At 71.1% G+C, this 13,131-nt stretch carries 12 protein-coding genes; all 12 read right to left on the bottom strand.

Going from position 1 to position 13,131, the window contains the following annotated elements:
* Positions 1-2: 2 nt before the first annotated feature.
* On the bottom strand, positions 3-620 hold the full coding sequence (locus A4U64_RS10495; RefSeq protein WP_006936476.1) for a DNA-3-methyladenine glycosylase: 618 nt from the start codon (positions 618-620) through the stop codon (positions 3-5).
* Positions 621-622: 2 nt separating this feature from the next.
* Positions 623-856, bottom strand: a complete 234-nt coding sequence (locus A4U64_RS10490; protein WP_006936479.1) for a Trm112 family protein — start codon at positions 854-856, stop codon at positions 623-625.
* A gap of 43 nt (positions 857-899) precedes the next feature.
* Positions 900-3,863 (bottom strand): AMP-binding protein, encoded by a 2,964-nt coding sequence (locus A4U64_RS10485; RefSeq protein WP_006936480.1) that lies wholly within the window; start codon positions 3,861-3,863, stop codon positions 900-902.
* 127 nt (positions 3,864-3,990) lie between these two features.
* Positions 3,991-5,412 carry an argininosuccinate lyase gene (argH, locus tag A4U64_RS10480; RefSeq protein WP_065923466.1) on the bottom strand — a complete coding sequence of 474 codons (1,422 nt, stop codon included), beginning with the start codon at positions 5,410-5,412 and terminating at the stop codon, positions 3,991-3,993.
* 74 nt (positions 5,413-5,486) lie between these two features.
* Positions 5,487-6,686 carry an argininosuccinate synthase gene (locus A4U64_RS10475; protein ID WP_006936483.1) on the bottom strand — a complete coding sequence of 400 codons (1,200 nt, stop codon included), beginning with the start codon at positions 6,684-6,686 and terminating at the stop codon, positions 5,487-5,489.
* 59 nt (positions 6,687-6,745) lie between these two features.
* Complete coding sequence (locus tag A4U64_RS10470; protein WP_006936485.1) at positions 6,746-7,261, bottom strand: arginine repressor; 516 nt, start codon at positions 7,259-7,261, stop codon at positions 6,746-6,748.
* An 11-nt stretch (positions 7,262-7,272) separates the two neighbouring features.
* Positions 7,273-8,202 (bottom strand): ornithine carbamoyltransferase, encoded by a 930-nt coding sequence (argF, locus tag A4U64_RS10465; protein WP_006936487.1) that lies wholly within the window; start codon positions 8,200-8,202, stop codon positions 7,273-7,275.
* Positions 8,203-8,206: 4 nt separating this feature from the next.
* Entirely contained in the window at positions 8,207-9,394 is a 1,188-nt protein-coding gene (locus tag A4U64_RS10460; RefSeq protein ID WP_006936489.1) for an acetylornithine transaminase, read from the bottom strand.
* Positions 9,391-10,335 carry an acetylglutamate kinase gene (gene argB / locus A4U64_RS10455; RefSeq protein WP_065922540.1) on the bottom strand — a complete coding sequence of 315 codons (945 nt, stop codon included), beginning with the start codon at positions 10,333-10,335 and terminating at the stop codon, positions 9,391-9,393. The genes A4U64_RS10460 and argB overlap by 4 nt, the downstream gene beginning before the upstream one ends.
* Positions 10,332-11,588: a bifunctional glutamate N-acetyltransferase/amino-acid acetyltransferase ArgJ gene (gene argJ / locus A4U64_RS10450; RefSeq protein ID WP_043799640.1), complete on the bottom strand. Its 1,257-nt coding sequence runs from the start codon at positions 11,586-11,588 to the stop codon at positions 10,332-10,334. The genes argB and argJ overlap by 4 nt, the downstream gene beginning before the upstream one ends.
* Entirely contained in the window at positions 11,585-12,658 is a 1,074-nt protein-coding gene (gene argC / locus A4U64_RS10445; protein ID WP_043799637.1) for an N-acetyl-gamma-glutamyl-phosphate reductase, read from the bottom strand. Before argC ends, argJ begins: the two co-directional genes overlap by 4 nt.
* Positions 12,659-12,718: 60 nt before the next feature.
* A complete protein-coding gene (locus A4U64_RS10440; RefSeq protein WP_006936497.1) occupies positions 12,719-13,105 on the bottom strand; it encodes a PspA/IM30 family protein in 387 nt (128 codons plus the stop codon).
* Positions 13,106-13,131: the final 26 nt, after the last annotated feature.

The following is a 13,131-nucleotide window of genomic DNA, read 5'->3' as shown; positions in this document are numbered from 1 at the left end:
GATCATCCCATCCGACGGGGAGCGGCCGGCGCGCGCGGGCTGCGCCGGTACGCCGACACCCCCACGGCGCCGGGGATCCACAGCCGCCACGGTCGTTCGGCCGCGACACTGATGCCCACGCGTGGGCCCGACGCGACCCGGTCGACGTCACCCAGAGTGAGTTTCGCGGTTGCGCCATCGTCGAGCACATCGATCCCGTTGTCCGCCAGCGTCAATCCCAAGGCGGCCGCGAGGTTGCCGGGTCCGCGGGCAAGGTTCGGTGCGGGAGTCCCGGCCGTTCGCCGGGAACGGACGATCTCCTCCCCCGCGACTACTTCGGCACCTCGCAGCAGTACCGCCGCGGCCACTCCGTCGGGCCCCACGGAGATGTTCGCGCAGTGGTGCAGCCCATAGCTGCGGTAGATGTAGAGATGGCCGGCAGGGCCGAACATCACCGCATTCCGCGGCGTACGTCCCCGGTAGGAGTGCGCCGCCGGATCGGGCCAGGGACCGTCCTCGGGCCCGCCGTAGGCCTCGACCTCCGTGATCCGCAGGACCACCTCGCCCGCGCACAGCGTGGCGCCGAGGATCGTGTGCGCCGCAGTCAGCGGGTCGACCCCGGTGAGCCGCTCGAACGCCACGCTCAGTCCGCCACCCGGTCCTCGGTCCAGCCGGCCACGCCGCGCGCGACGAAGTCCTCGTGTTCGGCCTCGGTCACCGCTCGGGCCTCGTCGACGAGGAGGACGGGGATGCCGTTCTCGATCGGATACGCGCGGCGCAACCGCGGGTTGTAGAGAACCGAATCGTCCACGAGGAGCAGCGGCCCCTTGTCCTGCGGGCAGGCCAGGATGCTCAGCAGCGTGGGATCGACAGCCACGGTGGTCCTCTCGACGGTGGTGCGGGACTCGGACGGCCCCAGGCTACCGTGCGCCCGGTGCCGGACCTGTGCCGACGCCGGTGAATCTCGCCGCGACCGCTTTGGTGAACCGCTTGTAGGTTCCGGTCGCCGGGTCGGCGAACCACGACCGCACGGTCGGCTTCGGCAGGCCCCGCGCCGGCAGGTCACCGGACATCGGCCGATACGTGGGCCCGAGTGCGATGTGCGGCACGACATGGACCAGGTCGGGCCGTTCCGGAGCGGGAACCGCGTCGAGTGCCGCCGTGATCTCGGCGGCGCTCGGCGCGCGGTTCTCGCGCAGGGTGCACGCGGCCACGGCGACTTCGGTGTCTCCGGTGCGCACGCCGTATACGACGCAGAGATCGACCCGCGGGATACCGCCGAGGGCATCCACCACCGGCTGGCCGTACACCGGTCCGTGCGGGGTGCGGATGACACTGTGCTTGCTGTCGAGCAGCCAGTAGTCACCGTCCTGGTCTCGTCGGAAGAGGTTCTCGGTGGGCACCCACACGTCGCCGAGTTCGAACACTCCCCGCATGACGCCGGGCAGCGCTTCCGTCGACGCGCTGGGCCGGCCGAGCAGGAGGCCGACCTCGCCGGCGGCGCTCTCGCGGACGAAGCCCCGCGCGTCCTCCACCAGACGACCGGTGGTCGGGTCCCACGCCGCCAGGCGTGCCTCGGCGCTGCCGGGCAGCGGCCGTCCCTTGCATCCGATCTTGGCACCCGAGACGTTGGCCAGGACGATCTCGCCGTCGGTGGAGGCATAGAACTCGAGCACCTGGGCGGGAGCGAAGCGTTCGAGGGTCCGCCGCCACAGGCCGGGCGTCATGCCCGAGCCGATGAAGAGGCGGACGGGGTGGATCTCGTCGATGTGCAGTGCCGGGCTGTCGAGGACGTCCCGCATCATCGCCCAGGTGTAGGTGACGACGGTGACGCCGTAGCGGTGCACTTCCTCGCTGAAGCGGGCGGGGTCCAGGCCGTGGGACAGGGCTATGCGGCAGCCGCCGGCGAGCGCGCCACCGAAGCTGACCAGGAGACCGGACGAATGATGAAGCGGGGCAAGGCAATACACCGTGTCACCACGCCCCAGTGCGGCGGCGGTGGCGGTGCCGAAGGCCGAGAGCGCCCATCGGTGGTTGGAGATCTGACGCATCTCCAGGGTGTCGCCGCTCCCGGTGAACAGGAGGAAGGCGAGTTCGCGCGCGACGCCGGGGTCGGGCGCATACCAGCCGGGGAGTTCGACCGTGGTGATGTCGAGGTGTTCGAGATCGACGACGTCGGCGCCGGCCGGGATGTCCAGTTCGCGGATGCTGCCACCACCGAGGACCAGGGCCGGGATGCCGGTGGCGATCGCCTGCTGGAGGTTCTCGGGATCGGTGATGATCTTCTGGACGGCGCCCAACCGGATGGCCTCGTCGAGGTCGGGGCCGGGCGGGAGCAGGACCGACACCGCGCCGATGCGGGAGACGGCCGTGACCGCGGCCATCGCACTGGGACGGGTGTCCATGAGGACACCGATGTGGGCGGCGGGGCGGACACCGGAGTGCACCAGCCCGCGCACCACGTTGTCGATCCGCCGATTGACGTCGGCGAAGGTGTAGACGCGGTCCTCGTAGATGAAGCACTCGCGGTGCGGCCCCTTGCGGCACTGCTCCGTCAGGACGCCGGCGAGCGAGATGCGGGTTCGTGGCTGAATCTGTCCGAGCCGGGCCAGGCGCGGAAGGGCCCGGGCCGCCTCCCCCGACAGCTCCCGGGCCCCGCGCACCGTTTCGGAGGCCAGGTCGGCGATGCCCTTGCCGACCTCCACACCGACCTCGGCGATGGTGGCGACGGTGTGGGTGAGGCGGGCCGCGACGGACACCCCGGTCTCTCCTTCTGCGTGGAGCTCGGGGATCGCCATCCGGCCGACGCCGACCGGCCGGTCGCCGTGCCCTTCCCGCCACTGCACCCATTCGCCGACGGCGGGCCAGGTCTGCCGCGCCGCGGTGCCGCCCACGACGAGCCCGAAATGGCCTGCGCGCAAGGAGTATTCGAACACCTGAGCCCGGGGGGCGGCCTTGCGTATGCCGCGCACCGCGAGGGGCTGCCCGATGTCGTCCACCTCGCCGACGAACGCGAGGATGGGGCAAGTGATCTCGGCCAGGCTCACGGCCCGGTCGTTGATGACGAAGCCGCCGCTGACCATGCGGTTGTGCACGATGAACTGGCGAAGCAACTCGGCCACTGCAGGACCGGACCAGGCCACCCACCCCTCCGTGTCGAGGAAGCGGCGCTGAGGTTCGCGCGGCAGGAGGGCTTCCCGGTCGTGCAGCTGCATGAGGAACTCGATGCGCGAACGCACGGTCTTGACGGGGTCGAGGAACTGGAAGCCGGTCTTGGCCATCCACCCGGTGATGGCGAGCCGGTTGAAGACGTGGTCGGCGAGGAAGTCGGCGGCCCGGACGGCGACGCCCTCGGGAATCCCGAACGGCAGGGCGGCCAGGGTGTCCACGGGGCTGCCGAAGGTGATCAGGCTGGCGACGTGCCGACTGCGGCGGTAGGCCGCGGCCTGATAGCAGAACATGCCGCCCTGCGAGTACCCGGCCAGGTGGATGTCCCGGCCGGTGTATTCGTGCACGTGATCGATGATCTCGTCGAGGGCGATGATGTGGTCGGTGAGGGTGCGGTCCCACCCGCCTTCTTCCCGGTCCGGGGAGCCGAAGTCGACCACCCAGGGGTCGAGACCCATCGAGTGCAGGATGCCGACGGCTCCGGTATCGCGGGTGACGTCGTAGACGTCCGCCGACATCATCATCGGGGGGACCAGCACCACCGGAGCAGCATTCTCGGCGGCGTCGGATTCCGGGTAGTAGTGCCGCAGCCTGTACATGCCGGTCCGCTCGACGATCTGGAACGGCGACGGTGTCGCCCCCGTTTCCAGACCGCCGTGACGGACCACCTCGAGGCCGTTCTGCGCGGTCGCCACCACGCGCCGCAGGGGCCCCATCACCGATCCACCGCCCAGTGCCACGAACCTCTTCCCATCCGCCGAGTTCTGCGTGTGTCCACCCTGTCAGGAATGACAGCCTGCCACATTACGTCGAGGCGATGGCCCTGTTCACCGAGCGGGCCGGTCAGCTGCGCACCCAGTCCCGCAGCGCGCGAGCGGCGGCACGAACTCCGACGAGCTGTTCACCTACCCGGGCGCCCGCGGTGCCGCCGCGGGCGTTGCGGGAAGCGATGGAGCCCTCCACGGTGAGCACCTCGCGGACCTTCGGCGTCAGCGCGGGGTCGACCGCCGTCAGCTCGTCGTCGGTGAGTTCCTCGAGGCCGACGCCGCGCGCCTCCGCCGCGCGCACGCACGCCCCGGCCGCCTCGTGTGCGACGCGGAACGGGACACCCTGGCGCACCATCCACTCGGCGATGTCGGTGGCGAGGGTGAATCCGGCGGGTGCCAACTGGGCCATACGATCGGTGTGGAAGGTCAGGGTGGACACGAGACCGGTGATCGCCGGCAGCAGCAGCTCGAGCTGCAGGACCGAGTCGAACACCGGCTCCTTGTCCTCCTGCAGGTCCCGGTTGTACGCCAGCGGTTGGGCCTTGAGGGTGGCGAGCAGGCCGGTGAGGTTGCCGATGAGGCGACCTGCCTTGCCCCGGGTCAGTTCCGAGACGTCCGGGTTCTTCTTCTGCGGCATGATCGACGATCCGGTGGACCACTCGTCGGCGAGGGTGATGTAGCCGAACTCCGGGGTGCTCCAGAGGATGACCTCCTCCGCCATGCGGGAGAGGTCGACCGCGATCATGGCGAACACGAACGCGGCCTCGGCGGCGAAGTCGCGCGCGGAGGTGGCGTCGATCGAGTTCTCGGCGGCGGAGTCGAAGTTCAGTTCTGCCGCGATCGCGTCGGGGTCGAGGCCGAGGGAGGAGCCGGCGAGCGCTCCCGAGCCGTACGGGGACACCGCCGCACGCGCGTCGAAGTCCCGCAGCCGCTGCACGTCGCGCAGCAGCGGGTGGGCGTGCGCGAGCAGGTGGTGCGCGAGCAGTACCGGCTGTGCTGCCTGCAGGTGGGTCTTGCCCGGCATCACCGCGGCGGGATGCGCGGCGGCCTGGTCGGCGAGGGCGTCGACGACGGCGAGGACACCGTCGGCGATACGTCGCGCCGCGTCGCGCAGCCACATCCGGAACAGGGTGGCGACCTGATCGTTGCGGGAGCGGCCGGCTCGCAGCCGGCCGCCGACGTCGGGACCGACCCGCTCGATGAGCCCACGTTCGAGGGCGCCGTGGACGTCCTCGTCGGACTCGGCCGGGGCGAACGCGCCGGAGGCGACGTCGGCGCCGAGCCGGTCGAGGCCGTCGAGCATGGTGGCGAGGTCGGCCTCGCTGAGCAGGCCGGCCTTGTGCAGCACGCGCGCGTGCGCCTTGGAGGCCCGGACGTCGTAGGGGGCGAGCGCCCAGTCGAAGTGGGTGGACTTGCTCAGTGCCGCCATGGCGGCGGCCGGTCCGGATGCGAACCGGCCGCCCCACAGGGCGCCCTCGTTGGTGCCGTGACTCTGGATGCCTTCGGCATCGTGACTCTGGATGCCTTCGGCATCGTGACTCCGGATGCCATCGGCGTCGTGGGCGGTCATGACTACAGGCCCAGGTCCCGCTTGGCGGCGACCTTGGAGGACAGGCCGTGGATCTGGACGAAGCCCTTGGCGTTGGACTGGTCGAAGCTGTCGCCCTCGTCGTAGGTAGCGAGGTTGAAGTCGTACAGCGATTCGGCGCTGCGGCGGCCGTTGACGGCGATGTGGCCGCCGTGCAGGACGAGCCGGATGTCGCCGGAGACGTGCTCCTGGGTGTTCTGGACGAACGCGTCGAGCGCGTACTTCAGCGGCGAGTACCAGAGACCGTCGTAGACCAGCTCGCTCCAGCGCTCCTCCACGCGGCGCTTGTACCGGCCGAGCTCGCGTTCGAGGGTGACGTGCTCGAGCTCCTGATGGGCGTGGATGAGGGTGAGAGCGCCGGGGGCCTCGTAGATCTCGCGGCTCTTGATGCCGACGAGGCGGTCCTCGACCATGTCGAGGCGGCCGACGCCTTGGGCGCCGGCGCGGCGGTTCAGTTCCTGGATGGCCTCGAGCACGGTGACCGGCCGGCCGTCGATCGCGGTGGGCACGCCCTTCTCGAAGGTGATGATCAGCTCGTCGGGGGCCTGCCAGTTGAGGCTGGGGTCTTCGGTGTAGTCGTAGACGTCCTTGGTGGGGGCGTTCCACAGGTCCTCGAGGAAGCCGGTCTCGACGGCACGGCCCCACACGTTCTGGTCGATCGAGAACGGGGACTTCTTGGTGACGTTGATCGGCAGGTTGTGCTCGCCGGCGAAGGCGATGGCCTTCTCGCGGGTCCAGGCGTAGTCGCGGACGGGGGCGATGACCTCGAGGTCGGGGGCGAGGGCGCCGAAGCCGACCTCGAAGCGGACCTGGTCGTTGCCCTTGCCGGTGCAACCGTGCGAGACGACCGTGCCGCCGTGATCGCGGGCAGCCTTGACGATGTGCTTGACGATCAGGGGGCGGCTGATCGCGGAGACCAGCGGGTAGCGGTCCATGTAGAGGGCGTTGGCCTGGACGGTCGGCAGGCAGTACTCCTCCGCGAACTCGTCCTTGGCGTCGACGACGACGGATTCGACCGCGCCGCAGTCGAGGGCGCGCTGGCGCACGACCTCCATGTCCTCGCCGCCTTGGCCGAGATCGATGGCGACGGCGACGACCTCCTTGCCGGTCTCCTTGCCGATCCAGCTGATGGCGACGGAGGTGTCCAGCCCGCCCGAGTAGGCGAGTACGACGCGATCGGCCATTGTGTTTGTGCTCCTTCTTGATTGAACTTGCGTCTATCGGTGCTCGGTGCGCGATCGGATCAGGCCAGGGATTCGATCTTCGCGGCGAGGTCGGCTCCGGTGAGGGGCTCGCGCGCGATCACCGCGATGGTGTCGTCGCCGGCGATGGTGCCGACCACTTCGGGTAATGATGCCCGATCGAGTGCGCTGGCCAGATAGTGCGCTGCTCCGGGTGGGGTGCGGAGCACGGCGATGTTGCCGCTCGAGTCGGTGGAGACCAGCAGTTCGCCGAGGAGGCGGGAGAGCCGGTCGGTGCCTCCGGACACGCCGCGGACGGGGCTCCCGTCCTCGGGGACGACGTACACGCCGGGCCCGCCGTCGGCCCCGCGGAGCTTGACCGCTCCGAGCTCCTCGAGGTCGCGGGAGAGGGTGGCGTTGGACACCTCGATGCCTTCGGCGGCCAGCAGCGCGGCGAGTTCCGGCTGGCTGCGGATCGCGTGGGTGGCGACGAGCGCGGTGATCCGGGCCTGCCGGGCCGCGCGGGTCGGGGCCGCGGCGGCGCCGGCCGGTCCGGCGCCGCTCGACGGTTCGGCCACGCTGCTCACGGTTACCGTTCGCGCTGCTCGAGCAGCCACACGAGCAGCGCCTTCTGTGCGTGGAGGCGGTTCTCGGCCTCGTCCCACACCACCGACTGCGGTCCGTCCAGGACCTCGTCGGTGACCTCGTCGCCGCGGTGGGCGGGCAGGCAGTGCAGCACGACGGCGTTCGGGTCGGCGAGCGCGAGCAGCTCGGCGTTGACCTGGTACGGGCGGAAGGGACCGACGCGGTCGAGTCCGTCGTTCTCCTGGCCCATGGAGGTCCAGGTGTCGGTGACGAGGGCGTCGGCGCCGGCGACGGCGGCGCGCGGGTCCTCGGTGAGGGTGATCCGCGCGCCGGTTTCGGCGGCGCGGGCGCGGGCCGCGTCCACGACGGCGGGGTTCGGGACGAAACCGGCGGGGGCGGCGATCGTGACGTCGATGCCGGCGGTGACACCGCCGAGCAGCAGCGAGTGCGCCATGTTGTTGGCACCGTCGCCGAGGTAGGTCAGCTTCAGCCCGTGCAGCTCACCCTTGTGCTCGCGGAGGGTGAGCAGGTCCGCGAGGACCTGGCAGGGGTGGTACTCGTCGGAGAGGGCGTTGACGAGGGGCACGGTGGCGCCTTCGGCCATCGCCTGGAGCCGGTCCTGGCCGAAGGTGCGCCAGACGACGGCGTCGACGTAGCGGGACAGGACGCGGCCGGTGTCCTGCAGGGTTTCCTCGCGTCCGAGCTGGGTGGTGCGGCCGTCGACGACGACGGCGTGGCCGCCGAGCTGGGCGATACCCATCTCGAAGGAGAAGCGGGTGCGGGTCGAGTTCTTCTCGAAGATGACTCCGACGCCGCGCGGGCCCTCGAGGGGACGGGCCGAGAACGGGGCCTTCTTCAGGGCCGCGGCGAGGTCGAGGACCTCGCTCTGCTGCGCGGGCGTGAGGTCGTCGTCCTTGAGGAAGTGCTTCACCATGGGTCTAGTTTCCTTCCTGCTGGGCGGCGTCGAGCACGCAGGGCAGCGTCGCGACGAACCCGTCGGCCTGTTCCTGGGTGAGGATCAGCGGCGGCGCGAGGCGGATGACGTCGGGGGCGGCGGCGTTGACGAGATAGCCGGCGTCCCGGGCGGCCGCTTCGACGGCGGGTGCCTTGGTGTCGGTGAGGACGATGCCGAGCAGCAGGCCGGCGCCTCGGACGTGGTCGACGAGGGGGTGCCCGAGCGCTTCGATGCCGGTGGCGATGGATTTGCCGACGGCGTCGACGTGGGCGAGCAGGTGCTGTTCGTCGATGGTGCGCAGGACGGCGAGCGCGGCGGCGGCGCACACCGGGTTGCCGCCGAAGGTGGTGCCGTGCTTGCCGGGCTGGAAGAAGTCGGCGGCCGGTCCGGTGGCGACGACGGCGCCGATGGGCAGGCCACCGCCGAGCCCCTTGGCGAGGGTCATCACGTCGGGCACGATGCCGACGGCCTGGTGGGCGAAGAACGTGCCGGTGCGGGCGATGCCGGTCTGCACCTCGTCGAGGACGAGCAGCGCCCCGCGTTCGGCGGTGATGCGGCGGGCGTGGGCCAGGTAGCCCTCGGGGGGCACGACGACGCCGGACTCCCCCATGATCGGTTCGAGGAACACGGCGGCGGTGTTCTCGTCGACGGCGGCGTCGAGGGCGTCCGCGTCGCCGTAGGGGACGAATTCGACGCCGGGGGGCATGGGTTCGAACGGGGCGCGCTTGTCGGGCTGGCCCGTGAGTGCCAGGGCGCCCATGGTGCGGCCGTGGAAGGCCTTCTCGGCGGCGATGATCTTGGGGCGTCCGGTGAGCCGGGCGAGCTTGAACGCAGCCTCGTTGGCTTCGGTGCCGGAGTTGCAGAAGAACGCCCGGCCGGGGTGCCCGAAGTGCGCGAGGAGACGCTCGGCGAGTTCGACGACGGGTCCGCTGGCGTAGAGGTTGGACACGTGGCCGAGCGTGTCGAGTTGCGCGGTGACGGCCTCGCGGATGGCGGGATGGCGGTGACCGAGGGCGTTGACGGCGATGCCGCCGAGCAGGTCGAGGTACTGCTTGCCGTCGGCGTCGGTGACGACGGCACCGTCGCCGGCGACGAGGGCGACCTTGGGGACGCCGTAGTTGTTCATCAGCGACCCGGCCCAGCGCTGCTGGAGTTCGGAGGTGCCGGTCATGAGGTGCCTTCCTGGGTGGGTGCGGTCGTCCGGGGGTGGGTGGGAGTGACCATCGTGCCGATGCCTTCCTCGGTGAGGAGTTCGAGCAGCACCGAGTGCGGCTGGCGTCCGTCGATGACGTGGGCGGTGGGCACGCCGCCGCGGACGGCCCGCAGGCAGGCCTCCATCTTCGGGACCATGCCGGCGTCGAGGGACGGCAGCAGATCGGCCAGGGCGTCGGCGTCGATGCTGGTGGCGAGGGAACTGCGGTCGGGCCAATCGGTGTAGAGGCCCTCGACGTCGGTGAGGACCACGAGCTTCTCCGCGCCGAGGGCCTCGGCGAGGGCGGCGGCGGCGGTGTCGGCGTTGATGTTGTGGACCACGCCGTCGTCATCGGGGGCAATGGTGGAGACGACGGGGATGCGGCCGGCCGCGATGAGGTCGTGGACGGCGGCGGGGTCCACGGTAGTGACGTCGCCGACGAGACCGATGTCGGTGTCCTCGCCGTCGACGACGACCGTGCGGCGGGTGGCTGTGAAGAGGTGGGCGTCCTCGCCGGAGATGCCGACGGCGTACGGGCCGTGGGCGTTGATCAGGCCGACGAGTTCGCGGCCGACCTGGCCGAACAGCACCATGCGGACGACGTCCATCACCTCGGGGGTGGTGACGCGGAAACCACCGCGGAACTCCCCTGCCATGCCCAGTCGCTTCAGCATGGCGTTGATCTGCGGTCCGCCGCCGTGGACGACGACGGGATGGACGCCGACGGTGCGCAGGAACGCCATGTCGGCGGCGAAGGCGCGCTTGAGGTCGTCGTCGATCATGGCGTTGCCGCCGTACTTGACCACGACGATCTTGCCGCGGAACTTCTGCAGCCACGGCAGGGCCTCGGCGAGGACGTACGCCTTCTGGTGGGCGGTGAGCTGCGCGATGGGATCGGTGGCCATATCGGTTCCGGTCATGACGAGTAGGCCGAGTTCTCTTCGACGTAGCCGTGGGAGAGGTCGGTGGTGCGGATGGTCACCTCGGCGTCGCCGACGCCGAGGTCGATGTCGAGGGCGATGTCGGGGCCGGAGAGGTCGACCTCGCGGGCGCCGGGGGCGCCGACACCGTCGATGCACACCGGGGAGCCGTTGAACGTGACGGAGATGCGGTTCGGGTCGAGGTCGATCGGGGCGATGCCGATCGCGGCGAGGACGCGACCCCAGTTGGGGTCGGAACCGAACAGGGCGGTCTTGACGAGGTTGTCGCGCGCGACGGTGCGCGCGCCGACGAGGGCGTCCTGTTCGCTTGCGGCGCCGCGGACGGTGACGGTGACCCGCTTGGTGACGCCCTCGGCGTCGGCCATCATCTGCCCGGCGAGGTCGTCGCACACCGCGAGGACGGCGGCGTCGAGCTGTTCCTGGGTGGGGGCGATGCCGCTGGCACCGGACGCGAGCAGCAGCACGGTGTCGTTGGTGGAGGTGGACCCGTCGACGTCGAGGCGGTCGAATGTCAGCCGGGTGGCGGCGCGCAGGGCGCGGTCGAGCTGCTCGGCGGTGGCGACGGCGTCGGTGGTGACGACGCACAGCATGGTGGCCAGAGCGGGGGCGAGCATGCCGGCGCCCTTGGCCATGCCGCCGACGTTCCACTTGTCGGCGTGGTGCAGGGCCGCCTGCTTGGGCACCGTGTCGGTGGTCATGATGGCGTAGGCGGCGTCGGTGCCGCCGGAGATGCCGCCGGCGAGTTCGTGGACGATCTCCTCCACGCCGGCGAGGACCTTGCCCATGGGCAGCCGGTCGCCGATGAGCCCGGTAGAGCACACGGCGATCTCGCCCGCACCGGTCTCGGTGCCCCAGTTGCTGAGGGTTTCGGCGACCTTCTCCGCGGTGGCGTGGGTGTCCTGGAACCCGCCGGGGCCGGTGCAGGCGTTGGCGCCGCCGCTGTTCAGGATCACCGCGCGCAGGGCGCCGGAGGTGAGGACCTGCTGCGACCACAGCACGGGTGCGGCCTTGATCTTGTTGGTGGTGAACACGCCGGCGGCGGTCAGCTCCGGACCCTCGTTGAAGACCAGCGCGAGGTCCGGGTTGCCGGAGGCCTTGATGCCGGCGGGGATGCCCGCGGCGCGGAACCCGGCGGGCGACGTGACGCCCTGGGTGCGGATCAGGCGTCCGCCGGCGATGTCGACGGCGTCGACGTAGACGTGCTCGTCGGTGGAGTGTCTGTCGATGCTCACGGGGCGACTCCCACGGTGGACAGGCCGGCGGTCTCGGGCAGGCCGAGTGCCAGGTTCATGGACTGCACCGCCGCGCCGGCGGTGCCTTTGGTCAGGTTGTCGAGCGCGGCGATGGCGACGAGGACGCCGGCGTCGGGGTCGACGGTGACGGCGAGCTGCACGGCGTTGGAGCCGAGCACCGCACCGGTGGTGGGCAGCACCCCTTCGGGCAGCACCTGGACGAACGGCTCGTCGGCGTAGGCCTTCTCGTACACGGCCCGGGCCTCGTCGGCGGTGGCCGTGGTGGGGGCTGTGCAGGTCGCGAGGATGCCGCGGGGCATCGGCGCCAGCACGGGGGTGAAGGAGACGGTCACGGCGGCGTCGGTCAGGGCGGCGAGGTTCTGCTTGATCTCCGGCGTGTGCCGGTGCGCTCCGCCGACGCCGTAGGCCCGCACCGAGCCCATCACCTCGGAGCCGAGGAGGTCGACCCTGGGGGACTTGCCGGCGCCGGAGGTGCCGGACACGGCGACGACCTGGACCCTCGGCTCGACGATGCCGGCCGCGACGGCGGGGGCCAGGGCGAGGGTGGCCGACGTGGGATAGCACCCGGGGACCGCGATGCGGGTGGCGCCGATCAGGTGCTCACGCTTGCCGGGCAGCTCGGGCATGCCGTAGGGCCAGGTTCCTGCGTGGTCGCCGCCGTACCAGCGTTCCCAGTCGGCCGACTCGGACAGACGGAAGTCGGCGCCGCAGTCGATGACGACGGTGGTGTCGGGCAGTTGCTCGGCGATGACGGCGGAGTGGCCGTGGGGCAGGCCGAGGAACACGACGTCGTGGCCGGCCAGGGTGTCGAGATCGGTGGCGCCGAGGATGCGGTCGGCCAGCGGAAGCAGGTGGGGATGGAACTCGCGGAGCGTCGCGCCGGCGTTGCCGCCGGCGGTGAGCGCGCCGACGACGAGCCGGCCGTCCTGATAGGCGGGATGACCGAGAAGCAGGCGCAGGATTTCGCCGCCCGCGTACCCGCTGGCCCCCGCGACGGCGACCCGAATCGGTGACTGTGCGGTCGCCGTGAATTCCGGTGAGTTACCCATACGATTGATTATGCATCATCATGCAACTTCATTCATACGGGTGGGTCGGACCGGACCGGCTCACCCCTCGGCCAGCGAACGGCGGATCTCGGTCAGCTTGTCGGCGGCGGCCCGTCGGCGCTCGTCGAACTGTTCCTCGAGCGTGCGCCCCGCCGCGCTCTCGCGGGCGAGTTCCTCCGCACCGATCGCCGTGCCTGCGCGGCGTTCGATCTTCTCACGCACCGAGTCGAACGTGGGCACTCCGGCCGAGGTGTAACCGGCGGCCGCCCCCTCGGCGGGTGTCACGTCCGGCCCGACCGGGGACGGCGGGACGTCCGGCACCGACGGCGAGCCCGGTTCCGCCGGTGTCACGTCCGGGACCGACGGAGAACCGGGCTCGGCCGGGGTGACGTCGGGCACGGGCGCGTCCGGAGCGTCGGGGTCGGGGGACGACGGATCCGTGGTCATGCTCCCAGGCTACGTCCGCAGGCCCG

Source organism: Rhodococcus sp. WB1, from assembly GCF_001700945.1.
Lineage (GTDB): Bacteria > Actinomycetota > Actinomycetes > Mycobacteriales > Mycobacteriaceae > Rhodococcus > Rhodococcus aetherivorans.
This window is presented reverse-complemented; position numbering and strand designations above follow the sequence as displayed.